Annotated in this window: 21 protein-coding genes; 14 read left to right on the plus strand and 7 right to left on the minus strand. The window is 74.3% G+C overall.

Annotated elements, in window-relative coordinates; genetic code table 11:
• The first annotated feature begins 80 nt into the window (after nucleotides 1-80).
• Together B5Y66_RS19435 and B5Y66_RS19440 are read left to right on the plus strand one after the other, a co-directional pair.
• Nucleotides 81-2,135, plus strand: a complete 2,055-nt coding sequence (locus B5Y66_RS19435; RefSeq protein ID WP_176168930.1) for an ATP-dependent DNA helicase — start codon at nucleotides 81-83, stop codon at nucleotides 2,133-2,135.
• 9 nt (nucleotides 2,136-2,144) lie between these two features.
• The gene (locus tag B5Y66_RS19440; RefSeq protein ID WP_079576242.1) at nucleotides 2,145-3,104 is read left to right on the plus strand and encodes an L-lactate dehydrogenase; all 960 of its coding nucleotides are present in this window, start codon (nucleotides 2,145-2,147) and stop codon (nucleotides 3,102-3,104) included.
• 39 nt (nucleotides 3,105-3,143) lie between these two features.
• Here the strand turns inward: B5Y66_RS19440 and lexA are convergent, their stop codons facing one another.
• Nucleotides 3,144-3,881 carry a transcriptional repressor LexA gene (lexA, locus tag B5Y66_RS19445; protein ID WP_407656414.1) on the minus strand — a complete coding sequence of 246 codons (738 nt, stop codon included), beginning with the start codon at nucleotides 3,879-3,881 and terminating at the stop codon, nucleotides 3,144-3,146.
• Nucleotides 3,882-4,330: 449 nt separating this feature from the next.
• Here lexA and B5Y66_RS19450 point away from each other — a divergent pair, with 449 nt between their 5' ends.
• The 3 genes from B5Y66_RS19450 (at nucleotide 4,331) to B5Y66_RS19460 (ending at nucleotide 5,555) form a co-directional block, all read left to right on the plus strand.
• Nucleotides 4,331-4,582, plus strand: a complete 252-nt coding sequence (locus B5Y66_RS19450; protein ID WP_139820994.1) for a LysM peptidoglycan-binding domain-containing protein — start codon at nucleotides 4,331-4,333, stop codon at nucleotides 4,580-4,582.
• A 111-nt stretch (nucleotides 4,583-4,693) separates the two neighbouring features.
• Nucleotides 4,694-5,239 carry a transcriptional regulator NrdR gene (gene nrdR / locus B5Y66_RS19455; protein ID WP_079576245.1) on the plus strand — a complete coding sequence of 182 codons (546 nt, stop codon included), beginning with the start codon at nucleotides 4,694-4,696 and terminating at the stop codon, nucleotides 5,237-5,239.
• Between the two features lie 130 nt (nucleotides 5,240-5,369).
• Nucleotides 5,370-5,555, plus strand: a complete 186-nt coding sequence (locus B5Y66_RS19460) for a DUF5302 domain-containing protein (protein ID WP_079576357.1) — start codon at nucleotides 5,370-5,372, stop codon at nucleotides 5,553-5,555.
• A 76-nt stretch (nucleotides 5,556-5,631) separates the two neighbouring features.
• Here B5Y66_RS19460 and serA read toward each other — a convergent pair whose 3' ends face one another.
• Both serA and B5Y66_RS19470 read right to left on the minus strand, forming a co-directional pair.
• Nucleotides 5,632-6,870, minus strand: a complete 1,239-nt coding sequence (serA, locus tag B5Y66_RS19465) for a phosphoglycerate dehydrogenase (RefSeq protein WP_079576358.1) — start codon at nucleotides 6,868-6,870, stop codon at nucleotides 5,632-5,634.
• Nucleotides 6,871-6,913: 43 nt separating this feature from the next.
• Nucleotides 6,914-9,235 carry a HelD family protein gene (locus tag B5Y66_RS19470; protein WP_139820995.1) on the minus strand — a complete coding sequence of 774 codons (2,322 nt, stop codon included), beginning with the start codon at nucleotides 9,233-9,235 and terminating at the stop codon, nucleotides 6,914-6,916.
• 171 nt (nucleotides 9,236-9,406) lie between these two features.
• On the opposite strand from B5Y66_RS19470, the gene B5Y66_RS19475 reads away from it, so the two are divergent.
• From B5Y66_RS19475 to B5Y66_RS19495, 5 genes are all read left to right on the plus strand, one after another.
• Nucleotides 9,407-10,822, plus strand: a complete 1,416-nt coding sequence (locus B5Y66_RS19475; protein WP_079576246.1) for a PP2C family protein-serine/threonine phosphatase — start codon at nucleotides 9,407-9,409, stop codon at nucleotides 10,820-10,822.
• A complete protein-coding gene (locus B5Y66_RS19480; protein ID WP_079576360.1) occupies nucleotides 10,819-12,027 on the plus strand; it encodes a sensor histidine kinase in 1,209 nt (402 codons plus the stop codon). Before B5Y66_RS19475 ends, B5Y66_RS19480 begins: the two co-directional genes overlap by 4 nt.
• 78 nt (nucleotides 12,028-12,105) lie before the next feature.
• The gene (locus B5Y66_RS19485) at nucleotides 12,106-12,546 is read left to right on the plus strand and encodes a response regulator (protein WP_079576361.1); all 441 of its coding nucleotides are present in this window, start codon (nucleotides 12,106-12,108) and stop codon (nucleotides 12,544-12,546) included.
• A 122-nt stretch (nucleotides 12,547-12,668) separates the two neighbouring features.
• Nucleotides 12,669-13,607, plus strand: coding sequence for a proteasome assembly chaperone family protein (locus B5Y66_RS19490; RefSeq protein WP_079576247.1), 939 nt, complete (start codon nucleotides 12,669-12,671; stop codon nucleotides 13,605-13,607).
• A gap of 207 nt (nucleotides 13,608-13,814) precedes the next feature.
• A complete protein-coding gene (locus tag B5Y66_RS19495; RefSeq protein ID WP_079576248.1) occupies nucleotides 13,815-14,018 on the plus strand; it encodes a cold-shock protein in 204 nt (67 codons plus the stop codon).
• Between the two features lie 88 nt (nucleotides 14,019-14,106).
• Here B5Y66_RS19495 and B5Y66_RS19500 read toward each other — a convergent pair whose 3' ends face one another.
• A complete protein-coding gene (locus B5Y66_RS19500; protein ID WP_079576249.1) occupies nucleotides 14,107-14,913 on the minus strand; it encodes a spermidine synthase in 807 nt (268 codons plus the stop codon).
• 243 nt (nucleotides 14,914-15,156) lie between these two features.
• On the opposite strand from B5Y66_RS19500, the gene B5Y66_RS19505 reads away from it, so the two are divergent.
• Genes B5Y66_RS19505 through B5Y66_RS19515 form a run of 3 tightly spaced genes read left to right on the plus strand, consistent with a single transcriptional unit; the run spans nucleotide 15,157 to nucleotide 17,347 of the window.
• Entirely contained in the window at nucleotides 15,157-15,606 is a 450-nt protein-coding gene (locus B5Y66_RS19505; RefSeq protein ID WP_079576250.1) for an SAV_6107 family HEPN domain-containing protein, read from the plus strand.
• Nucleotides 15,603-16,880 carry a DNA polymerase IV gene (locus tag B5Y66_RS19510; RefSeq protein WP_079576251.1) on the plus strand — a complete coding sequence of 426 codons (1,278 nt, stop codon included), beginning with the start codon at nucleotides 15,603-15,605 and terminating at the stop codon, nucleotides 16,878-16,880. Before B5Y66_RS19505 ends, B5Y66_RS19510 begins: the two co-directional genes overlap by 4 nt.
• A 38-nt stretch (nucleotides 16,881-16,918) precedes the next feature.
• The gene (locus B5Y66_RS19515; RefSeq protein WP_079576252.1) at nucleotides 16,919-17,347 is read left to right on the plus strand and encodes a DUF3040 domain-containing protein; all 429 of its coding nucleotides are present in this window, start codon (nucleotides 16,919-16,921) and stop codon (nucleotides 17,345-17,347) included.
• 256 nt (nucleotides 17,348-17,603) lie between these two features.
• On the opposite strand, the gene B5Y66_RS19520 is transcribed toward B5Y66_RS19515, so the two are convergent.
• The 3 genes from B5Y66_RS19520 to B5Y66_RS19530 are packed head-to-tail and all read right to left on the minus strand — an operon-like array spanning nucleotide 17,604 to nucleotide 22,366.
• On the minus strand, nucleotides 17,604-19,841 hold the full coding sequence (locus B5Y66_RS19520; protein ID WP_079576253.1) for a transglutaminase family protein: 2,238 nt from the start codon (nucleotides 19,839-19,841) through the stop codon (nucleotides 17,604-17,606).
• Nucleotides 19,838-21,244, minus strand: coding sequence for a DUF58 domain-containing protein (locus tag B5Y66_RS19525; protein WP_079576254.1), 1,407 nt, complete (start codon nucleotides 21,242-21,244; stop codon nucleotides 19,838-19,840). The genes B5Y66_RS19520 and B5Y66_RS19525 overlap by 4 nt, the downstream gene beginning before the upstream one ends.
• A gap of 9 nt (nucleotides 21,245-21,253) precedes the next feature.
• Nucleotides 21,254-22,366 carry an AAA family ATPase gene (locus B5Y66_RS19530; protein WP_079576255.1) on the minus strand — a complete coding sequence of 371 codons (1,113 nt, stop codon included), beginning with the start codon at nucleotides 22,364-22,366 and terminating at the stop codon, nucleotides 21,254-21,256.
• Nucleotides 22,367-22,772: 406 nt separating this feature from the next.
• Here B5Y66_RS19530 and mraZ point away from each other — a divergent pair, with 406 nt between their 5' ends.
• The gene (gene mraZ, locus B5Y66_RS19535; protein ID WP_079576362.1) at nucleotides 22,773-23,207 is read left to right on the plus strand and encodes a division/cell wall cluster transcriptional repressor MraZ; all 435 of its coding nucleotides are present in this window, start codon (nucleotides 22,773-22,775) and stop codon (nucleotides 23,205-23,207) included.
• Nucleotides 23,208-23,287 lie beyond the last annotated feature (80 nt).

Raw genomic sequence — 23,287 nt, forward strand, 5'->3', positions numbered from 1 at the left:
CACCGACGACGGCCCGGGCATGCCTGGGCGGGCTGTGGGTCCGTCGCCCTGCGGTCGTCGGGTCGCCCTAGGATCGTCGGGTGACCTCCCCCGACACCGCCGACGCCCCGACGCTCCTCGACCTGGCGGTGGGGGCCCTCGGCGGCGGACGCCGGGAGGGGCAGCACCAGATGGCGGAGGCCGTCGCGGAGTCCATGGACTCCGGGCGGCACCTGCTCGTCCAGGCAGGGACCGGGACGGGCAAGTCGCTCGCGTACCTCGTGCCCGCCGTGCGGCACGCCGTCGAGGACGGCAAGCGCGTCGTCGTGTCCACGGCGACATTGGCCCTGCAGCGCCAGGTCGTGACGCGCGACCTGCCCCTCGTCGCCGAGACGGTGGGTCCGAAGCTGCCCCGGGCGCCCAAGGTGGCCCTCCTCAAGGGCTGGCACAACTACCTGTGCCGGCACAAGGTCACGGGCGGCTACCCGACCGAGGGCGCGACGCTCTTCGACCTCCCGGCGGACCCGGGACCGGGGGAGGGCGCCGGAGCGGAACAGCATCCCGCGCCGTCGGGACCGCGGGGTCGGCGCGCCGACGACGCGGCGACGCTGGCCGACCACGTGCGTCGGCTGCACGCCTGGGCCGACGAGACCGACACTGGCGACCGGGACGACCTGGTGCCCGGCGTCCCGGACCGGGCATGGCGACAGGTCTCGGTGACGGCCCTCGAGTGCCTGGGCCAGCGCTGCCCGCTCCTCGCGGAGTGTTTCCCCGAGCGAGCCCGCGCGACGGCGCGGGAGGCCGACGTCGTGGTGACGAACCACGCCATGCTCGGGATCGCGGTCTCCGGCAACCCGGGTGTGCTGCCGGAGCACGACGCCGTGGTCGTCGACGAGGCGCACGAGCTCGCCGAGCGGGTGACCGCCGCGGCGACGGTCGACCTGTCGCTCACGGTCGTCGAGCACGCCGCGCGACTGGCGCGCCGGCACGGCGGCACCGAGACCGAGGCGCTCGACGCGGCCTCGCAGCGGCTGGGGAGCCTGCTCGCCACCGCCCCGGCGGAACGCTTTCCCCTGGGCCTGCCCGACGACCTGCGTGCCGCGGTGGCCGCCGTGCGCGACGCCGCACGCGAGCTGCTCACCCGCCTCAAGCCCCAGGGCGGCGCCAAGGGCCAGGAGGCCCCGGACGCCGGGATGAAGATGGCGCAGTCCGCCGTGCTGCAGCTCTTCGAGGTCGCGGAGCGGATGGCGGCCGAGGACACGACCGCGGACGTGCTCTGGTGCTCGCGGCCGCCCGAGAACGCGCCCTGGGCCGGCGACGGCGTCACCCGGCTGCACGCCGCCCCCCTCGCGGTGGCCGGGCTGATCCGCACCCACCTGCTGGGCGAGGCGACAGGCGTGTTCACGTCCGCCACCCTCACGCTGGGCGGCACCTTCGACCCGTTGGCCCGCTCCCTGGGGCTCGCCGGTTCCGGTGGCACCGACGAGACCGCGGACTGGACCGGGCTGGACGTCGGCAGCCCGTTCGACTACCCCCGCCAAGGGATCCTCTACGTCGCGCGACATCTGCCCGCGCCCGGCCGCGAACCGACCACGGACGCCCAGCTCGACGAGATCGCCGGCCTGATCGAGGCCGCCGGTGGCCGCACGCTCGGGCTGTTCTCGTCGCGGCGCGCCGCGCTCGCGGCGGCCGAGGCGATGCGCGAACGGCTCGACGTCCCCGTGCTGTGCCAGGGGGACGACCAGCTGCCCACCCTGGTCCGCGCGTTCGCCGACGACCCGGCGACGTGCCTCTTCGGCACCCTGTCGCTGTGGCAGGGCGTCGACGTCCCGGGGCCGAGCTGCCAGCTCGTGCTGGTGGACCGCATCCCCTTCCCGCGACCGGACGACCCGGTGAAGGCGGCCCGGGCCCGCTCGGTGGAGCAGGCGGGCGGGAACGGGTTCATGCAGGTCTCGGCCACGCACGCCGCGCTGCTGCTCGCGCAGGGCGCGGGCCGGCTGGTGCGGACGGGGGACGACCGCGGGGTCGTCGCCGTCCTCGACCCGCGGCTCGCGACCGCGCGCTACGGGTCGTTCCTCACCCGGTCCATGCCGGACTTCTGGCCGACCACGGACGGCGAGCTCGTCCGCGCTGCGCTCCGCCGCCTCGACACCTAGCGTGGGGCCGTGGACGAGACACGCAGGACGACCAAGCTCGCGATCGTCGGAGCAGGAGCGGTGGGTTCCACCCTCGCGTACGCGGCCCTGGCCCGGGGCGCCGCCCGATCCGTGGCCCTCATGGACGTCAACAAGGCGAAGGTGGAGGCCGAGGTCCTCGACCTGCGGCACGGGGGCATGTTCATCCCGCAGGCGGAGATCGAGGGCTCGGACGACGTGGAGGTCTGCCGGGGCGCCGATGTCGTGGCGGTGACGGCCGGGGCCAAGCAGAAGCCCGGGCAGAGCCGCCTCGACCTGGCCGAGGCGACCGTCGGTCTGACCCGGTCGATCCTGCCGCGACTGCTCGAGGTCGCGCCCGACGCCGTGTACCTCATGGTCACGAACCCGGTGGACGTCGTCACGTACGCGGCGCAGGAGATCAGCGGCCTGCCCCGGGGGCGGGTCTTCGGCAGCGGTACGGTCCTCGACTCGTCGCGGCTGCGCGACGCGCTGGCCCGGCACTGCGGCGTCGCCGTCGGGAACGTGCACGCCAACATCGCAGGCGAGCACGGCGACTCGGAGATCGTGCTGTGGAGCTCGGCCACGATCGCGGGCGTGCCCCTCCTCGACTGGAGGCCGTTCCGGGGGCGCCCGCCGCTCGACGAGCCCGCGCGGCACCGGATCGCGACGGACGTCGTGGAGTCGGCCTACCGTGTGATCGCGGGCAAGGGGGCGACCAACTACGCAGTCGGCCTCGCTGCGACCCGGATCATCGAGGCCGTCCTCAACGACGAGCACCGCGTGATGAACGTGTCATCGCGCCTCGACGACTTCTACGGGATCAACGACGTCTGCCTGTCCGTGCCGTCGCTCGTCGACCGACGCGGCGTGACGGAGACCATCGACACGCCGCTGTCCGAGGACGAGGTCGCGGGGCTGCGGGCGTCGGCCGAGAACATGAAGGAAGTGCAGCGGCGCCTGGGTCTCTGACGAGACCTGCCGGTGCGCCGGGCGGTCGCCCGGCGCCGCTCAGAGGCTGCGGAGCACCGCCACGACCCGCCCCAGCACCTGCGCCTCGTCGCCGGGGATGGGGGAGTACGCGGTGTTCTGCGGCAGCAGCCAGGTGTGGCCGTCGGTCTGCTTGAACGTCTTCACCGTGGCCTCGCCGTCGATCATCGCGGCGACGACCTCCCCGTTCTCGGCGACCGGCTGGCTGCGCACGACCACCCAGTCGCCGTCGCAGATCGCGGCGTCGACCATCGAGTCGCCCGCGACCTTGAGCAGGAACAGGTCGCCGTCGCCGACGATCTGCCGCGGGAGCGGGAAGACGTCCTCGACGACCTGCTCGGCGAGGATCGGACCGCCGGCGGCGATGCGGCCGACCAGCGGGACGTACGAGGGCGCCTCGGCGGGCTGGGCGTCGGACGCGGCGATGGAGCCGGCCACGAACCCAGGCGTAGGAGTGCGCGCGTCGCCGTGCCGTCCGTTCCCGTCGGTCGCGGGCGCCTCGGGGTCGACGACCTCGATCGCGCGCGGCCGGTTGGGGTCGCGGCGCAGATAGCCCTTGCGCTCCAGCGTGGTGAGCTGGTGCTTGACGGAGGACGGGCTCGCGAGCCCGACCGCCTCGCCGATCTCGCGCATGGTCGGCGGGTACCCGCGGGACTCGACGGAACGGCGGATGGTGTCGAGGACGCGTCGCTGCCGCGGCGTGAGGCGGTCGGCCGACGACGACAGCTCGCTCACTGACGCCAGCGCGGTCACCGAGATTCCGTTCGCCGTGGTCGCTGCCGCGTCCTCGGGGTTCTCGTCCCGCGCCGACCACGCCGCCGTGACCGTCGTGGTCGTCGTGGACGCCGGGACCTGCTCCCGTCCGCTGGTCATCGCGTTCTCCGTCCTCCAGGGGCGCGGCCCGCGGGCGGGCCGATGAAATCCGACAAACCTTCCATCGCGCTGCCGGTCACTCTAGGCCAGTTCCGGCCCGACATCAAACATCTGTTCGATCAGGCCTCGACCGTGTCGCCCTGGCGTGGTACACCTAGTACAGCAGTTCGACGTACAGGTGTTCGACGAACGGATGTTCGACGGAGCTGGCGCCCACGGGCGGCACGACGTGGACCGGAGGCAGGACGATGCAGAACGCTCGCAGCACCAGTGACGCACCGGGGTTCCTCGGGCTCGGAGGGCTCCGGCTCACCCGGAGAGGTCGTGTCGTGATCATGGCGCTCGTCCTCCTGGTGCTCGTGGGCGCCGGGCTGATCGGGCAGCGAGCCGTGGCGGAGGCCCCCGGTGCCGGGGTCGAGGTGCGGATCCACACCGTCGCACCGGGGGAGACGATGTGGCAGTACGCGCAGTCCGTGCGCGACGCGGGCGAAGACCTGCGCGACGTCGTCGCGGAGCTCCGCGACCTCAACGGCCTGGCGACTGCGGAGCTGGAGGCGGGCCAGGTCGTGCTGTTGCCGCAGGACTGAGCGTGGTCCGGCGTCGGGGCCGGGCGGATCCTGCTTGCGCCGACGGTCGCGCGCCGCTTACCTTGACGGGCAGCCGGGCGCCGGTCCGGAGCCGAGCGCAGGAGACCAGCGATGCACTGCCCGTTCTGCCGCCACGCGGACTCACGAGTTATCGACTCGCGCACCTCCGACGACGGCTCGTCCATCCGCCGACGGCGCCAGTGCCCCGCGTGCCAGCGCCGCTTCACCACGATCGAGACGGCGAGCCTCTCGGTGGCCAAGCGGTCCGGCGTCACCGAACCGTTCAGCCGGGACAAGGTCGTGGCAGGCGTGCGCAAGGCCTGCCAGGGGCGGCCGGTGAGCGCCGACGACCTCGCCGTCCTGGCGCAGAAGGTCGAGGAGACCCTTCGCGCCTCCGGCCGTCCGGAGATCGAGGCGAACGAGGTGGGCCTGGCGATTCTCGGTCCACTGCGCGAGCTCGACGAGGTCGCCTATCTGCGGTTCGCGAGCGTGTACCAGTCGTTCGAGTCCCTGGAGGACTTCGAGAGCGCGATCACCTCGCTCCGCGTGGAGCGCGAGGCGCGCGGCCAGGAGGCGCGCGCGGACGACGTCGACAGCGGGTCCGGCGAGGGCCGGGTCGGCGAGCCGTCCAGCGCGGGGCGCGACACGTCGGTCTGAAGCGGGTCTCGCCCGGTCCGGGTGAAATGCCCTGGCGTCCCGGGGAGCGCCAAGGCATGCTGGACCGGATCAGGTGCCGCGCGGTCCGCCGTGCGAGCACACCCACCCCGACGACGACGAGGTGACCGTGATGACGACGGACGACTCCCGGGCGACGAAGGCCACCGAGGACACGAAGGCGCGCTTCAGGGAGGCGCTGGAGAAGAAGAACGCCGCCAGCCATCCGACCGCCGGCAAGGACGGCAACACCGGTCAGGTGCACGGCTCGGAGACGACCGGGCCGGTGCAGAAGATGTTCCGCCGCAAGTCGGGCTGAGCGGCCCGCACGACACGCGAGAGGGCGGCCCCGGACACTCCGGGGCCGCCCTCTCGCGTGTCGGTGGTGGGGCCGCTCAGCCTGCCGCGGGTCCGGGCGGGAACTCGGGCCTCTCGAACGCGTCGCGGATGCGCAGGCGAATGGTGGAGTCCATCGCCTGGAGCTTGGCCGACGCGCCGCGCTGCGTGACGTCCGAGATGTCGGTCACCACGTAGCCGATCTCGCCGCGCGTGGCGAGCATCTGCGCCTCGATGTTGGCGCCGTGGTCGGCGAACACCTGGTTCACGCGCGCGAGGACACCGGGCACGTTGCGGTGCAGCAGCATGATGCGGCCGACCCCCGTGTGCGCGAGCTGGAGGTTGGGCAGGTTCACGGACAGGGTCGTCGACCCGGTGGCCATGAAGTCCCGCAGCTTCTTGGACACGAACTCGCCGATCGCCTCCTGCGCCTCTTCCGTCGAGCCGCCGACGTGAGGGGTGAGGATGACGTTCGGGAGTCCCCGGAGCGGCGAGGCGAACCCGTCCCCGCGCTTCTTGGGCTCGGTCGGGAAGACGTCGACGGCCGCGCCGCCGAGGTGGCCGGACAGGATGTGCTCCCGCAGCGCGTCCACGTCCACGACGAAGCCGCGCGACAGGTTGAGGAAGATCGCGCCCGGCTTCATCCCGGCGAAGAGGTCCGCCCCGAACAGGCCGGCGTTGCCCGCCCGTCCGTCCACGTGGATCGTCACGGCGTCGGCCTGGGCGAGCAGCTCCTCGATCGTCTCGACGCGGTGCGCGTTGCCCAGTGCCAGCTTCTCGGCGGTGTCGTAGAAGACGACCCGCATGCCGAGGTTCTCCGCGAGCACCGAGAGCTGGGAGCCGATGTTGCCGTAGCCGATGATGCCCAGCGTCCGGCCGCGTACCTCGTGCGAGCCGTCGGCGGTCTTGTCCCAGACGCCGTCGTGCAGTGCCTTGTCGCGCACGGTGAGGCGCCGCGTCAGCGCGATGATCTCCGAGATCGCGAGCTCCACCACGGAGCGCGTGTTGGAGTACGGCGCGTTGAACACCGCGACGCCGTGGGCCGCGGCGGCGTCGAGATCGATCTGGTTGGTGCCGATGGAGAACGTGCCCACGGCCTGCAGGCCGGGGACGCTCTGGAGCACCTTGCGGGTCACCATGGTCTTGGACCGGATGCCGAGGATCTGGAAGTCCGCGAGGGACTCGATCAGCTCGGCCTCGTCGAGCGCGCCGGGGCGCGTGACGACCTCGATGCCCGCATCACGAAGATTCTGGGCAGCGACGGGGTGGACGTTCTCGAGAAGGAGGGCTCGCAGCACGAGGCCATGGTGCGCCGTGCGGGCCCGCGCCCACAAACCCGTCTCACGCCACGGCGAGCTCCACGATGCCCGTGGGCAGCGCCTGCTCGTGCACGACGACGAGGCGCTGGGTCGGGCGGGTCATCGCGACGTACAGGTCCGAGGCTCCGCCGGTTCCCTGCGCGACCGTCGCCGGCTCGACCAGCACGACGGCGTCGAACTCCAGTCCCTTGGCGGCGCGCGGGTCGAGCACGCTCACCTGCGCGTCCTCCGGGCGCTGCGCGAGCAGGCGGGCGGCCTCCTGCGCTCCCAGGGCGCCGGGCAGGACGGACTCCACGGCCTCGCGCAGCGCGCGCACCTGGTCGGCGGCGGCGACCACCGCCACCCGCCCGGCGCCGTCGGCGCCGACGAAGTCGGCCGCGAGCGCGGCGACCTGGTCGACGACCTCCTGGACAAGGACGGGCCTCGCCGGGCCGGACGGGGTGACCCTGCTGAGCTCCAGCGCACCGTCGACCTGGCGGGCGGCGGTGAGCGGCGAGACCGGGAGCGCGGCCGCGGCGGCCATCCGCTGCGCGGCGTCGGCGACCTCGGCCGGGGTGCGGTAGGAGACGGTGAGCTCCTCGAGGCGCCACGACCCGCCGAGCACCGGGTCCAGCGCGTCGGGCCACGACCGGGCCCCCGCGGGCGACGACGTCTGGGCGACGTCGCCCACGATCGTCATCGAGCGGGTGGGCACGCGGCGCACGAGCATCCGCCACGCCATCGGGGACAGCTCCTGCGCCTCGTCGACGACCACGTGGCCGTACGTCCAGGTGCGGTCCTCCGCGGCGCGCTCGGCCGTGGTCAGACGCGGCCCCGTGGACTCGAAGCGGGACGCCAGCGTCTCGGCGTCGACCAGCCCGCCGCCGGCCCCGGTGGACTCGAGCACGGACCGGGCGTACTCGAGCTCGGCCGCCCGTTCCGTCGCGCGGGCCCGGGCCTCGGCGCGGGCGATCGAGCCGTCCTCGCCGAGCAGCTCGGCGGCCTCGTCCAGCAGGGGCACGTCGGCCTCGGTCCACGGCTCGTCCGGGTCGCGGCGCAGGGCCGCGCGCTCGCCGGCGGTGAGCTCGGGGGCCGCCTCCGCGAGCCGGTGCGGCTTGGCGAAGAGGTCGGCGACGAGCTTCTCCGGCGTGATCGGGAACCACGCGAGGTTGAGCGCGACGCGCACGTCGCGGTGGGAGCGCAGGTCCTCGGTGACCATGGCGACGTCCTCGGGGGCGAGGTCGGCGTCGGCCGCGGCGCGGTACTGGTCCACGAGGCGGGTGAGCATGTCGCGCGCGAACGCGGCGCGCGCCTCGTTGTGGGGCTTGTGCGTCCGGCGCGCACGGCCGATCGCCTCCCGCACGTCCCGGCGTCGCACGACCAGGTCGTACCCCTCGAGGCGGAAGCGGACGTCGCGCGCGGGGACGCGCTCGCGGGCGCGCACGGCTCGGCGTACGACGTCGCGCCACAGCAGGCGCCCCTTGATCTCGGTGGCCGCGGGGGTGTCGGCCTCGTTCGCCCGGACGCCCGGGAGCAGCTCGCCCACGGTGGTCGCCACGACACCGGTCTCGCCCAGCGAGGGGAGCACCTGGTCGATGTAGCGCAGGAAGGCGCGGCTCGGGCCGACCAGCAGCACGCCGCTGCGCTCCAGCACGCGCCGGTGCGCGTACAGCAGGTAGGCGGCGCGGTGCAGGGCGACCGCCGTCTTGCCGGTGCCCGGCCCGCCCTGGACGACGAGCGCGCCGGCGAGGTCGGCGCGGATGATGCGGTCCTGCTCGGACTGGATGGTCGCGACGATGTCGGTCATGCGGCCCGTGCGGCGCGTGGCCAGCGAGGCGAGCAGCGCCCCCTCGCCGGAGAGCGTCGAGGCAGCGAGGGTGCCGGCGCCGGTCGTGCCGTCGGCGCCGTCCGCGGCCTGCAGCGCGTCGAGGTCGAGCACCTCGTCCTCGAGCCCCGTGACGGCGCGCCCCGTGGTCACGAGGTGCCGCCGGCGGCGGACGCCCGCGGGATGCAGGGCCGTGGCCCGGTAGAACGGGGTGGCCGCGGGTGCCCGCCAGTCCGTGAGGAGCGAGCGGTGCTCGGCGTCCGCGAGGCCCAGGCGGCCCACGTACCGGGTGCCGCCGTCGTCGAGGTCGAGGCGACCGAAGGCGAGGCGGTCCTCGACGGCGTCCAGCTGCGCCACACGGTCCTCGTAGAGGGTCGCGAAGGCGTCGCGCTCGCTGCGGTTCTGCGGTGACCCCGACGGGCCCGAGCGCCGGACCTCCGCGAGGCGCTCGCGCGTCGCGCGCCGCAGCTCGTCCAGTCGGGCGTAGAGGCCGTCGACGACCCCCTGCTCGCGGGCCAGCTCGTCCTGCCTGCCTGCCACGCATCCTCCCCAGGATCCTTCGTGCCGCGCTCGTACGGTGGTGCGGCCCCGGCGGCGGACCATCATTGCAGATGCCGGGGGCGCCCGTGGCCACGGTCCGGAGGCCGAGCGACGACGCGCCGGGCCCGCGGCACCCGCCCGGCGGGGGGGGCCCGGGCTAGGATCAGGCCCATGAGCAGCGGCGACGTCCTGCGAGCCGGGTCCGACGGGCCCGCCGAGGACGCGACCGCGACCGTCCTCCTCGTCGAGGACGACGACGGGGACGCGCTGCTCGTCACGGAGCTGCTCGAGGACGCCGAGGTGACGGTCGTGCTCCGGCGGGCCCGGTCGGTGGCGGAGGCCGTGGACGCGCTCTCCCGCCCCGGCGGCGCCCCCGGGGTCGACTGCGTCCTGCTCGACCTCGGCCTGCCCGACGCCGTAGGGCTGGCGGCGGTGACCCGGCTGCGCGAGGTCGCCGAGCGCGTGCACGACGTCCCCGCCCTCGTCGTGCTCACCGGGCTGACGGGCGGTGACCAGGGACTGCAGGCGGTGGCCGCGGGCGCCGACGACTACCTCGTCAAGGGCGAGACCGACTCGGGGCTCCTCGGCCGGTCGCTGCGCTACGCGCTCCAGCGGCGCCGCTCCGCCGCCCAGCAGCGCGCGCTGTACCGCAGCGCCGTGCGGGCCGAGGAGACCGCCCGGCTGGAGCGGGCGCTGCTGCCGAACCCCCTCGTGGACGACGAGCGGGTCTCCGTGATGGTCGGGTACCTGCCGGGCGGCGGCGGTCTGCTGGGGGGCGACTTCTTCGACACCGTCGAGCGGCCCGACGGCACGGTGCTGTCGGTCGTGGGTGACGTCGCGGGCCACGGCCCCGACGAGGCGGCGCTCGGTGCCACCCTGCGCACGGCCTGGCGCACCCTCGTGCTGACGGGGACGCCGCCCGAGCGCATCCTGGAGCACCTGGAGCGGGTGCTGCTGACGGAGCGCGCACGCCCGGAGGTCTTCGTCACGCTGTGCCAGGTGGTGGTGGCCCCCGACCGCCGGGGCGTCGACCTCTACCTGGCCGGTCACCTGCCGCCCTTGCTGATCACCGGACCGGTGGGAGACCTGCGCTGCGAGGCACTGCCGCCGACCGGCCGGGGACGGGCGCTCGGTGTCCCGGTCGAGGGCGGGTGGGAGCCGCGGCGCGTCGAGCTCGGTGGACCGTTCGCACTCATGCTGTACACCGACGGCCTGGTGGAGGCCGAGGTGCGGGGCGGCGCTGCCGTGCCCGGAGCGGCGGACGACCCGGGCCTGGACGGGCTGGGCCGGGACGCGCTGGGTCTGGTCGCGCTGCAGGGCGAGCGGCCCGCACGTGTCGGACCGCTGCGACACCGGGTGCCGCGGCTCGGGCAGTCCGGCCTGCACGACCTCGTGCGCGAGGACCTGGCGCGCGACGGGATCGTCGGCGTGGTCGAGCGCGTGCTGCGCCGCGTCCGCAAGCTGCACGGCGGGCCGCTCACCGACGACGCGGCACTGCTCGTCGTGGGGTGGACCGGACACGACACGCCGTACCTGGGGGAGCGCTCCTCGACCCTCGCCGACTCGGCCGAGTGGGCCCGGCCATGAGGCGCGAACGACCGCTGCACGACGTGGTCCTGCGGCTCCTGCTCATCGTCGGCGCGGTGCTGCTGCTCGTCCTCGCCGTCGCGCTCGTCGCGATCCAGCGGTCCCTGTCGCTGCTGCGGGTGGGGGCCGGGGACGAGGCGATGGACGCCGCGCACGCCTGGAACCGCACGCTGCTCGTGGTCGTGATCGTGCTCGTGCTGCTCGTGGTCCTCATGGGCCTGTTCATGTGGCGTGCCCTGCAGCGCGGGGTCACCCGGCCGCTCGCGCGGCTGGCGGACTCGGTCCGGGCGGCCAGCACGGGCGCGCACGACCACGAGATCCGGGTCGAGGGCACGGGCGAGGTGGCGGCGCTCGCGGCGGACGTCGAGCACATGCGTCGTGAGCTGGTGCAGCAGGTGGCCGAGGTGCGGGCGTCCCACGCGGAGACCGAGCGCACGCACGCGCAGCTCGCCGAGCAGGCACGCGAGCTCGCCCGCTCCAACCAGGAGCTGGAGCGCTCGAACCGCGACCTGGAGCAGTTCGCCTACGTGGCCTCGCACGACCTGCAGGAGCCGCTGCGCAAGGTCGCGAGCTTCACCCAGCTGCTGCAGAAGCGCTACGGCGACCAGCTGGACGAGCGGGCGGACCAGTACATCGCGTTCGCGGTCGACGGCGCGCGGCGGATGCAGCGGCTCATCCAGGACCTGCTGAGCTTCTCGCGCGTGGGACGCTCGGGCAGCGAGCCCGAGGACGTCGACCTCGAGCGGGCCCTCGACCAGGTGCGGCACGACCAGGAAGGGCGGATCGTCGAGGCGGGCGCGGAGATCACCCACGACCCGCTGCCGGTGGTCCGGGGCGAGCGGGCGCTGCTGACGATGCTGCTCGCGAACGTCGTGGGCAACGCGGTGAAGTTCCGCGACCCGGAGCGCCCGACGCGCGTCCACCTCTCCGCACGCCGCCTGCCCGCGCCGGAATCGGGGTGGGAGCTGACGTGCACGGACAACGGGATCGGCATCGACCCGCAGTACGCCGACCGCGTCTTCGTCATCTTCCAGCGCCTGCACCCCAAGGACGTCTACTCCGGCACGGGCATCGGGCTCGCGCTGGTCAAGCGGGTGGTCGAGCACCACGGGGGCCGGGTCTGGCTCGAGCCCGCGCCGGGGGGTGCCGGGACGTCGGTGCGGTGGACCCTGCCCGACGAGGCGTCGGACGGCGTCGTCGGATAGGCTCGGGGCACGTCGCTGACCTGCGACGATGCAGCAGCCGTGCGCCCCGACCGGGCGGTCGACGACGAGGGAGCGAGCATGACGGACCAGCAGGCGGGCATCGAGGTGCTCCTCGTCGAGGACGACCCGGGCGACGTGCTCATGACGCGCGAGGCGTTCGAGGAGCACAAGGTCGCCAACCGGCTGTCGGTCGTGTCGGACGGCGTGAGCGCGATGGCGTTCCTGCGCAAGGAGGGCGAGCACGCCCAGGCGCCGACGCCGGACCTGATCCTCCTCGACCTCAACCTGCCGCGGATGGACGGCCGGGAGGTGCTCGCGGCGGTCAAGGCCGATGAGCGGCTCAAGCACATCCCGGTGGTCGTGCTCACGACGTCGGAGGCGGAGGAGGACGTGCTGCGCTCGTACTCGCTGCACGCGAACGCCTACGTGACGAAGCCGGTGGACTTCGACCGGTTCATCCAGGTGGTCCGTGAGATCGACGACTTCTTCGTCACGGTGGTGCGGCTGCCGCACCGCTGACGGGAACCGGTCACGGCAGCCGCGGCTCGGCGGCGGGCCGGGAAGGATCCCGGGCGCACGACGGTTGTCACCCCTGCGGGCGCGAGCCCGTCGGTGCGAGCCGAGACCCGAGGAGGAGACCGTTGCTGGACCCGCAGAGCATCTATGAGGTCGACGAGGCCGCCGTCGGGCGTGTCCTGCCCCACCACGGGCCCGACGCTCCGTCGACCGGCGCCGGACCCGTGCTGCTGCACGCCCTCGACGGGTTCATCGACGCGGGCTCGGCGGGGGAGATCTCCGTGGAGCACGTGTTTGAGGAGCTGACCACCACGCGACTCGTGACGTTCGACGTCGACCAGCTGCTCGACTACCGGTCGAAGCGGGTCGGGATGACGTTCGACGCCGACCGGTGGTCGTCGTACGACGAGCCGTACCTCGCGATCGACCACGTGGCGGACCGGGAGGGAACGGGATTCCTGCTCCTGCACGGCGCCGAGCCCGACCTGCAGTGGGAGCGCGTCGTGGCGGCGGTGAAGGGGCTGGTCGAGCGCTTCGACGTCTCGCTGACGGTCGGCTTCCACGGGATCCCGATGGGCGTGCCGCACACGCGCCCGCTGTCGCTGACGGCGCACGGCACCCGCCCCGGCCTGGTCGAGGACTACACGTCGTTCTTCGGGACCGTGCGCGTGCCGGGCTCGCTGGCAGCGCTCCTGGAGTACCGGCTCGGCGCGGCGGGGCACGACGCGATCGGCTTCACCGTCCACGTGCCGCACTACCTCGCGCAGTCCCGGTACGCGCCGGCGGCGGTCGTCGCGCTGCGGCACGTGGAGCGCGCCACGGGTCTCGACCTCGCGACGGGTCTGCTCGCGGACGCCGCGGCCGACGCGACGATCGAGGTCGAGAAGCAGGTGGGGGAGTCGGGTGAGGTGAAGGCCGTCGTCAAGGCCCTCGAGGAGCAGTACGACGCGTTCACGAAATCCGTAGGACGCCCGAGTCTCCTGGCCGAGCAGGCCCCCCTGCCGACGGCCGAGGAGCTCGGCGCCGAGTTCGAGCGGTTCCTGGCCCAGCAGAACGACGACTGACGCCGGTCCGGCTCCCGTTCCGGGAGCCGCCCGCAATGGTCGTTGCGCGGCATCCGCGGCATATCCGTGGCACGAGGGTGTGGTCCGTGCCACACTGACCGCGTTGCAGAGGCAGACCCTCGCAAGAACCGCGGCGGCAGCCTGTGCAGTGACGGGTGGCCGCCCGGTGCGCCCGTGACCGTTGTGACGGAAGGTCGAAGGATCAGCATGGCGCAAGGTTCTGTGAAGTGGTTCAACTCGGAAAAGGGCTTCGGCTTCATCGCACAGGACGACGGCGGCGCCGACGTCTTCGTGCACTACTCGGCGATCCAGTCCCAGGGGTACCGCTCCCTGGAGGAGGCCCAGCGCGTCGAGTTCGAGATCACCCAGGGTCCGAAGGGGCCGCAGGCGGAGCAGGTCGTCCCGCTCTGAGCCTCCGGCTCGTCTGACGACGGCCGCGTCCCCGATGTCGGGGCGCGGCCGTCGGCGTGCCCGGGCCGTCGCGCCGGGTCCGGTCCGGTCAGCCGCCGGCGAACCGCGCGAGCTCGGCGCCGGCCAGGAGCCGTGCGGGGACGGGCAGGCTGCGGAGCCGTCGCGCGAGGGCCGCGTCGTCGAGGTCGACGCCGGGTGCGTCCCTGCCGGCGTCCTCCGCGGGCGTGGCCCGGACCGCGACGAGCACCACGTTGCCGTAGCGGCGCCCCTTGAGGATCGCGTGCTCGGCGACGACGCCGAGCCTCCCCTCCGCCAGCGCGTCGTCGCCGAACGCTTCGGCGAGGTGCCCGACCTCGCGGCGGGCGAGGAGCAGGGGCGGACGGTCCGCGCAGTTGGCGAGGAGGACGCCGCCGGGGCGCAGGGCGCGGTGCGCGGCTGCGGCGAACCCGGCGTCGGCCAGGTGGTCGGGGGTGCGGTCGCCGGCGAAGACGTCGCGCACGACGACGTCGAACGAGCCAGGGGCGAGCGACGCGAGGGCGTGCCCCGCGTCGTCGGCCCGCAGCCGCAGGCGCGGCGCGCGCGGCAGCGCGAACCAGGACCGGACGAGCTCGAGCAGGCGGGCGTCGACGTCCACGCCGAGCTGGCGCGAGTCCGGCCGCTCGTGCTCGACGTGCCGGGCCAGCGCGCACCCGGCCGCGCCGAGGTGCAGCACCCGCAGCGGGCCGGCGGGCAGGCCTGCCAGCACGGCGGCCATCTGCTGCATGTACTCGAAGGCGAGGAACCCGGGGTCGTCGAGGTCGAGGGCGGAGCTCGGCACGCCGTTGACGTGCAGCGTCACCCGGTCGGGATGGTCGGGGTCGCGCTCGACGCGCGCCGTGCCGGTGTCGATCGGCACCTCGCCGTCGGGGAGTGTCGGTGCGTCGGAGGATGCTGGGTGGCGTCGACCGGACCGGCGCTCAGGGCGCGATCCGCCTCGGGAGGAGCGGGGCATACGTCCAGTCTCCCCGGTCCACGGCGCCGGACGTGCCGATGATCGACGGTTGACATGTTCGAACAGGTGTTCGACACTGGACGGGCGCGGGCAAAGGCCGCGGAGCACGGGAGGTGCAGGATGTCGGCTCGCACGAGATCTGCCGGGATGACGAGCGGTCGTGGCCCGGCCGCCGTGGGCGCGTTGCCCGCGAGCCCCGAGGTGACCCGGCTGCTCGACCGGTCCGACGCCGAGCTCGCGGCCGCCGCGACGGCGACGCACCCGGCCGATCGCTTCGTGCACGCGCACCTGGCGGCGCTCCGCGCGGCCGCCGCGGTCGTCGCGCTGCGGGGCAGGCCGTCGGCACGCACCCGCGCGCGGTCGGTGTGGGACATGCTGGCCCTCGTGGAGCCGGAGCTCGCGGCGTGGTCGGGATACTTCGCCGCCGGGGCCCGGGTGCGGGCTGCGGTCGAGGCGGGCCTCGAGCCCGACGTCGACGCTCGCCGCGCGGCCGAGCTCGTCGCGTGCGCGGAGGACTTCCGGGACGAGGTCGGCCTCCTGGTCGACCCCCGCACGGGATTCGCGCGGCCGCTCGCCGTCGCGCCGGCGGCCTCGTGAGCCGCGGCCCGCGGTCCGCGGAAGCTTTCCGTGACTGGGGCTCCGACGAGTCGCGCACGTCCGTGCTGCACGTCGACATGGACGCGTTCTTCGCCTCGTGCGAGCTGGTGCGCCGGCCGGAGCTGCGTGGCCGGCCGGTCATCGTGGGTGGGAGGGACCGGGGCGTCGTCCTCGCCGCGACGTACGAGGCGCGGGCGTTCGGCGTCCGCTCGGCGATGTCGATGGCCGCAGGCCTGCGCCTGTGCCCGCAGGCGGTCGTCGTGCCGCCCGACCACACGCTCTACCACGAGGTGTCCGAGTCGGTCATGGCGCTCCTCGCCACGATCACCCCGCTGGTCGAGCGGATCTCCGTGGACGAGGCCTTCCTCGACGTGAGCGGGGCGCGCCGCCGGCTCGGGTCGCCGACGGAGATCGGTGCGCGGCTCCGGGAGCGGGTACTGGCCGAGCACGGGATCACCTGCTCCGTCGGGGTGGCACAGAACAAGTTCGTGGCCAAGCTCGCGTCGACCCATGCCAAGCCCGACGGGATGATGCTCGTGCCGGCGGACGCCACCGTGCGGTTCCTGCGCACGCTCCCGGTCGGGGCACTGTGGGGCGTGGGGGAGAAGACGGAGGCCGCCCTGGCGCGCTGGGGCATCACGACGGTGGCCCAGCTCGCCGACACCGACGTGCCCTCCTTGCAGGCGGCGGTCGGATCGGTGTCCGGGGCACACCTGCACGACCTGGCGTGGGGGCGTGACCCGCGTCCGGTCGTCCCGGGGCACGAGGAGCGCAGCATCGGGGCCGAGACCACCTTCGAGCGGGACCTGTGGGACCTGCGCGCCGTGGAGCAGCGGGTGCTGGAGCTCGCGGACCGGGTCGCCGCGCGGCTGCGTCACCAGGGCGTGGTGGCGCGGACGGTGTCGATCAAGGTGCGCACCAGCGACTTCCGCACCTTCACGAGGTCGCGGACGCTCGACGGTCCGACCGACGTGGCGCGAGAGATCTTCCTCGTCGCGAGCGATCTGCTGGGCGCGGCCGACCTGCGCGGGCTGCCCGTGCGGCTCGTCGGCGTCCGGGCGGAGAACCTGCAGGTGAGGGCCGGGATCGCGGAGCAGGTCACCCTCGACGAAGCCGTGGATCCCCGCCAGGAAGCCCGTCGGGAGGCCGAGCTCGCGCTGGACGCCGTGCGTGAGAGATTCGGGAGATCGTCGATCAGCCTGGGTGCGGCATCGAGACGTGGGCGAGGTTCACCCTCGTCGACTACCGTGGCGGGCGGCGCGGGCCTATCCTGAGAGCGTTACCGTTCCACCGCGAGACCCGGGGGGACTCGATGCCACTGTCCGAGTACGAGCAGCGAGTGCTGGAGCAGATGGAGCGTGCGCTGAGCAGCGACGATCCCCGTCTGGCCAACACCCTGCAGCAGGCGCGCCGCCGGTCGCCCCTGCGCTATGTCCTGGCCGGCGTCGGAGTCATCGCGGGGCTGCTGCTGCTCGTGGTCGGTGCCGCCACGTCGCAGGCCTGGGTCGGCGTCGCCGGCTTCGTCCTCATGTTCGCCGGGGTGGCGTTCGCCTTCGCCGCTCCTCGTCGGTCAGGGCCTACGGGCGTCGTCCGGCCGGACGGAACGATCGATCCGGTGACCAACCCTGATCGATCACGCCCCGGGCAGACCACGACCCGCCCCAGCACCGCCGCGAAGAAGGAGGGGTTCCTGGCACGTCTCGAGGCGCGCTGGGAGCGTCGACGGGACCAGGGTCGCTGAGCCCCGGAGCCGCCGTCGTCGCGAACCGCTGACGAGAAGCAACCGAGCCCGTCCTGCCCTTCGAGGGGCAGGACGGGCTCGTCTTTCCTTGGTCGATGGTCGCGCCCGCTGCGTCGGGCGGCCGGCACCTCGAAGTCCGGCACCCAGCGGGTCGGCACCCGTCGAGGATGTCGGCACCGACGGGCGGCCGGCACTGTCGATCCTTGCCGACCACCTGTGCGCGGCAGGCTCGGCGCGTCGACGCCTGGTCGCCCCCTCAGCGGGACGACAGGGTCGCGCCGAGTCCTGCCGTGACCGTGTCCGTGAGCCTCTCCAGCTCGTCGGCCCCGGGCGTGCGGGGCTCGCGCGCGTAGCGGCTCGTCTCTGCCGCATCGGCGAGTGACGCAAGGTCCTCGAGGACCTCGGGTGCCAGCTCGCGGCCGGTCCTCGTGGTCACGGCGGACGCGATGGCCGCCGGGGCGCGCCGGAGCGTGGTGGCGGGCGGTAGGCGGACACCCTCGACCGCGAGCGCGGCGAGCACCTGCTGCCAGGCGAGCTCGGGGTCGAGCTCCTGCGCGGCATGCCGCCGCCGGGCGAGCAGCAGCACCAGGCCGCCGACCAGGACGACGACGAGGCTCCCCGACGTGATCCACACCCAGGCCGGCAGACCGGTGTCCACCACCGGCGTGACCGAGACCGCGGTCGAGGCCGTGGGCGACGCGTCGTCGGTCGGGGTGCTGCCGGCGGTCGGCCGACGGTCGCGGAGGTCGTTCCCGGTGGGTACGGCCGCCGGGTTCCCCTGGACGCGCGGCATCGTGTAGGCGGGCGGGCTGCCGGTCTGCTGCGCCGGCGTGGGCTCGAACCGCACCCACCCGGTTCCGGGGAAGAAGACCTCCGGCCAGGCGTGCGAGTCCTGGCCCGTGATCTGCCAGGTGGTCTCGCCCGTGCGGTCGCCCGGGAGGTAACCGACGGCCAGCCGTGCCGGGATGCCCAGCGAGCGCGCCATCACCACCATGGTCGTGGCGAACTGGATGCAGTAGCCGGTGCGGTGCTGCAGGAAGTCCCACACCGGGTCCCCGGTACCGCCGCGCGGGATGGTGGTCGAGTAGGTGAAGCGGGTCGGGTCGCGCAGCCAGCGCTGGAGCGCCACCGCCTGGTCGTACGCGGTCTCGGCGTCGCCCACCACCTCCCGGGCAGCCTGCTCGACGTCCGCCGAGTGGGCCGTGTCGGGCATCTGCGTGTAGACGGCGTCGATGTCGGCCTCGGGGGGGGCGTCGCGGAGCGCGGCGGGGTCGAGGTCCCGTTGGTACACGGTGAGGGTGTAGGCGTCACCGGAGCTCGTCAGGCCGCCGACGACCTCGTCCCGGGTGGGGTCGTAGCCCCACTCGCCGCCGTCCGTCGCGACCTGGCGCGGGTCGAGGGTGATGGGCAGCTTGTCGTCGCGCAGCTCGCCGACGTCGAAGGCGACGGTGCGGACCGCGAGCTCCCCGGACGGCGGGTCCTCGGGCCACAGGACGTCGCCGGCGTCGAACTCCCGGCCGCTGCGCTCCTCGCCACGTTGCCACCGGCGTCCGTCGAAGGCCGTGGCCGTGTAGCTGCGCAGGGGGCCCACGTCGGCGTCGGACCCGGTGTCGTAGGAGAGGACGACGGAGCTCGACCGCTCGGTCAGGCTGCGCAGGATGTCGAGGTCCTCGGCGAGCCGGATGGTGTCGCCGGTGGTGGTGAACGTCCGGTACCAGCCCGTGGGGCCGCCGGGCAGGGTCGCGGATGCGCTCCCGACGAGCCCGGCCGCGACCGCGAGGACGACGGCGCCGGCGGTCGTCGCGATGGCGCGCGACCGCTCGGCGCGTCGTACGGGCGCCGGAGTGCGCTCCGGCCGGCGGGTCCGCGTGACGAGCGGGCCGTCGAGGGTGAGGAGCAGGAGCAGCGCGGTGACCGTCACGACGAACACGCCCCACGGCACCCGCCCCGTGAGCACGAGCGGTGGGCACCAGAGCGCGAGGAGCGGGAGGCCTACGGCGGCGGGTCGGCGCAGTGCGCCCGCGAGCGCGTCGGCGAGCAGCAGCACGAGGAGGGTGCCGCCCACGGTGAGCAGGCCCATCGGCGCGCTGCCGGTCACCGGCGCCACCTCGGACCGGGCGATCTCGCCGGCCTCGCCCAGCCGGGCCACCACGCGCGCCACATGCTCGGGCGTCACGAAGAACGTCGGGTCGGCCGTCGGCCCGCCGTAGCGGGCGAGGAGGAACCACGCGGCGACGACGCAGCCGAGGACGCTGGGCCACACGGAGCCCAACTCCTTCGAGCGCCGGCCGCGGGCGCGCGCCCGACGCTCGATCACCACCCGTGAGGTGACCGTCGTCGCGCTGACCAGGACGATCGCGAGCAGCCCCGCCCGCGTCCAGCCGCCAGGCAGCACGATGCTCGTGAGCGAGAGCATCGATGCGGCGACCGCCACCGCGACGAGCACGCCGGAGGCGATGGTGCGGGCGGTGGGTCCGGCATGGGCGGGGATCATGCCGCCCCCTCCGCGAGGAGCGCCCAGGCGCGGTCGGGAGGGGTCCCGGGCGAGCAGGTCGCCACGCGCCAGCCCGCGGCGCGCAGCGCGCCGACGGTGTCCGCGGCCGGCGTCGCGCCGGGCTCGCGGGTGTCGGCGGGAGCGACGAGGAGCGCCCAGCACGTGCCCTCGACGCCGAGCTCGGCCATCTCCCGGAGCACGGGCTCCGGCTGCGGTCCGAGCACCGCCACCGTGATCTCGTCCTGAGAGCGCGCGGCCCGTAGCGACCGGACGGTCTGCAGGACCGCGCGCTCGGCGTCGGCGGCACTGCGGTGCCCGCGCAGGTCGACCGTCGAGTCGAGGATGGTCCCCCGGCCCGTCCGGGCACCCGAGGCGAAGGGCACGGGCGCGGGCCCCGACCCGGTGGGCACGAGGCGTGCGGGATGGCCGGCGTCCAGGAACGACGTGGCGACCGAGGCGGCGAGCTCGACCGCACGCTCGCCCTCCGCGTGCGTGCGGGTGCCGCGGGTCGACGGCCAGACGCCGGTGCGCGGGTCCGCCGGTGGCGGCAGCAGCGACCGGTCCAGCAGCACGGTGACCGGCCGGACGCCGGCGCTCTCGTCGGCCCGAACCATGAGCCTGCCCTGGCGTGCGGAGCCGGCCCAGTGGACCCGGCGGGGGTCGTCGCCGGAGACGTACTCGCGCAGGACCGAGTCGTCCGTCGACGCCAGCCGTGCGCCGGTGGCCGCGCGATCGACCTCGCCGAGCACCCGCGTGCGCGTGGGCAGCTCGGTGGTGCGCGGCCAGACCGCGACCCTCGTCGCGACGCCGAGGGGCTGCGTGGTGCGGACGAGCCCGAAGACGTCGGTGCGGGTGGTGATCAGGGGGCCCAGCGCCCAGCGACCGCGGCGGGAGGGGGTCAGGGCGTAGGAGACGGCGATGCGGTCCGCGTGCGCCGTCACCCGGGCGCGGATGCCGTGCGGCCCGGCGAGCTCGTGCGCGGCCTGCTCGGACAGCCGCAGGCGCGCGAGCCGCTCGTAGGCGGCACCGGTCCGTGCCCGGGCGCCGACGACGAGCCGCACGGCGGCCGTCTGGTCGCGCACCACGGGGTTCGGGGTGAGCTCGCGGGTCACCACCAGGGCGCCGCGGCCGGCGTCCAGGCGCTGCACCCCCATGAGCGTCCAGGCGAGCAGGACCGCGAGCACCGCGGCGGCCCCGAGGCCGACCACGTCGGGCAGCTCGAGCAGGGCGCCGGTCGCGGCGAGCGCCAGCCCCGCGAGCAGCAGGGCCAGCCCGCGGCGGGTGGGCCGCACGCGGGCGAGCCGCCGCAGCGTCGGGTGCGCCCCGTCATGGGAGCGGTCGTGCGCGGCCGTGCCCTCGGTGGGACCGGGAGGAACCGCGCCGGCCTCGTCGTCGCCGGACATCGCCGGGCCCTACCGGCCGCGTTCGCGGCCGGGGCGCGCGAACGACCCGGCGGCCGGGGCGACGGAGACGCGACCGCCGGGCACCGGTGTGCGCTGGACGATCTCGGAGATCACGTCCTCGGGCAGCACTCCACCGAGCCGGGAATCCGTGCTGAGGATCAGCCGGTGCGCGAGGACCGGGACGGCGAGGGTCTGCACATCGTCCGGGAGCACATGCTCGCGCCCCGCCATCGCGGCCGTGGCCTTGGCGGCCCGCAGCAGCTGGAGCGAGGCCCGCGGCGACGCGCCGAGCCGGACGCCCTCGTGCTGCCGGGTCGCGCCCACGAGGGCGAGCACGTACTGCTTGACGGCGCCGGCCGCGTGGACGGTGCGGACGGCCTGGGCGTACCGCGCGACGTCGGTGCCGGTGGTGACGGGGGACAGGTGGTCCAGGGGGTCCGACGACTCCTGACGGTCGAGCATCTGCAGCTCGGCGTCGGTGTCGGGGTAGCCGACCGTGAGACGAGCCGTGAACCGGTCGCGCTGCGCCTCGGGGAGGGGGTACGTCCCCTCCATCTCCACCGGGTTCTGGGTCGCGACGACGAGGAACGGCCGCGGCAGCGTATGGGTGGTGCCGTCGATCGTCGTCTGTCCCTCCTCCATGCACTCGAGGAGGGCGGACTGGGTCTTGGGCGATGCGCGGTTGATCTCGTCGCCGATCACCACGTTGTTGAACACCGGGCCTGGGCGGAACTCGAAGTCGTGGGTGGCGGTGCGGAAGATGTTGACGCCGGTGAGGTCGCTCGGCAGCAGGTCGGGCGTGAACTGGATGCGGCCCACGCGGCAGTCGATGCTGCGGGCGAGCGCCTTCGCGAGGGTCGTCTTGCCGACACCGGGGACGTCCTCGATCAGCAGATGACCCTCGGCGAGCAGGACGGCGACGGTGACCTCCGCGAGCCCGGGCCGCCCCGAGACGACGGACTCGACGGCGGCCCGCACCCGTGCGGTGGCGCTGACGAGCTCGTCGAGGTCCCTGGCGAGGAGGTTCGGGCCGGGCTCCGTGCCGGGGCGTGTGCCGTCCCCGCCGTCCTCCGTCTCCGTGCGTGCACCGGACAGCGTGGGGGAGACGGGTTCTGGGTGCACGGGTGACCTCCGGTTCACGTGCTCGTGACGGTTCTCGCAGCCTAGTGGAATCGGGGCCGGAGGTGAGGAGGATCACCCGCTCCACCTTCCTCCACGACGACCCCGGGCCGCCGGACGCCCGGGGGGACGGCGGCCGCCCGTGCCGCGGGGTGTCGATGCCCCGGGGAACCGTGACGCGCCCTCTCCGCCCGACCCCTCCACCACGCCACCACCGTGCTCCCGACCCGGCTTGGCCCGCTGACCTGCGGGGATGTGTGTGGGCCGTGTGAGGAGCGGGTGAGATGGGGAGAACTGCCCACCGTTGCCCGCGCCCGGTGGAGGAAAGTGGAGTAGCGTGGAGGATGCGGGAGCGCGAGGGGAGGTGCGAGCCGTGGCAGGTCTGGAGGACACGTTTCCGGGGGCCGGGCTGCTGCTGGGCACCTACACCCCCAAGCTCGACGAGAAGGGCCGGCTCATCCTCCCCGCGAAGTTCCGTGCCCGACTCGCTCCCGGCCTCGTCATGACGAGGGGGCAGGAGCGTTGCCTCTTCCTCCTTCCGATGGACGAGTTCGGCCGCATGTACGAGCAGGTGCGGCAGGCCCCCGTGACCAGCCGGCAGGCGCGCGACTACCTCCGCGTGTTCCTGTCGGGCGCGAGCGACGAGCTGCCGGACAAGCAGGGGCGGGTCGTCATCCCGGCCGCCCTGCGCACGTACGCCGGCCTCGACCGGGACGTCGCCGTGATCGGCGCCGGCACCCGCGTGGAGGTCTGGGACCGGACCACCTGGGAGACCTACCTGGCCGAGCAGGAGTCGTCGTACTCCGAGACGTCCGAGCAGATCTTTCCGGACCTGCAGTTCTGACGACCGACAACCGCACAGCAGTCCCGGCGCCCTCGGGCGCCGCCCCGGGCCCCGCACGACGAGGCCTCCTCCCGCGAGGG

The sequence above is a fragment of the Krasilnikoviella flava genome (assembly GCF_900167525.1).
In the GTDB taxonomy this organism is placed as follows: Bacteria; Actinomycetota; Actinomycetes; order Actinomycetales; family Cellulomonadaceae; genus Isoptericola; species Isoptericola flavus.

What these genes read in the sequence shown, in the direction of transcription:
- B5Y66_RS19450 (WP_139820994.1), top strand. Translation starts at nt 4,331, where the DNA reads ATGGCGCTCGTCCTCCTGGTGCTCGTGGGCGCCGGGCTGATCGGGCAG.
- nrdR (WP_079576245.1), top strand. Translation starts at nt 4,694, where the DNA reads ATGCACTGCCCGTTCTGCCGCCACGCGGACTCACGAGTTATCGACTCG.
- B5Y66_RS19460 (WP_079576357.1), top strand. Translation starts at nt 5,370, where the DNA reads ATGACGACGGACGACTCCCGGGCGACGAAGGCCACCGAGGACACGAAG.
- B5Y66_RS19475 (WP_079576246.1), top strand. Translation starts at nt 9,407, where the DNA reads ATGAGCAGCGGCGACGTCCTGCGAGCCGGGTCCGACGGGCCCGCCGAG.
- B5Y66_RS19480 (WP_079576360.1), top strand. Translation starts at nt 10,819, where the DNA reads ATGAGGCGCGAACGACCGCTGCACGACGTGGTCCTGCGGCTCCTGCTC.
- B5Y66_RS19485 (WP_079576361.1), top strand. Translation starts at nt 12,106, where the DNA reads ATGACGGACCAGCAGGCGGGCATCGAGGTGCTCCTCGTCGAGGACGAC.
- B5Y66_RS19495 (WP_079576248.1), top strand. Translation starts at nt 13,815, where the DNA reads ATGGCGCAAGGTTCTGTGAAGTGGTTCAACTCGGAAAAGGGCTTCGGC.
- B5Y66_RS19505 (WP_079576250.1), top strand. Translation starts at nt 15,157, where the DNA reads ATGACGAGCGGTCGTGGCCCGGCCGCCGTGGGCGCGTTGCCCGCGAGC.
- B5Y66_RS19515 (WP_079576252.1), top strand. Translation starts at nt 16,919, where the DNA reads ATGCCACTGTCCGAGTACGAGCAGCGAGTGCTGGAGCAGATGGAGCGT.
- B5Y66_RS19520 (WP_079576253.1), bottom strand. Translation starts at nt 19,841, where the DNA reads ATGATCCCCGCCCATGCCGGACCCACCGCCCGCACCATCGCCTCCGGC.
- B5Y66_RS19525 (WP_079576254.1), bottom strand. Translation starts at nt 21,244, where the DNA reads ATGTCCGGCGACGACGAGGCCGGCGCGGTTCCTCCCGGTCCCACCGAG.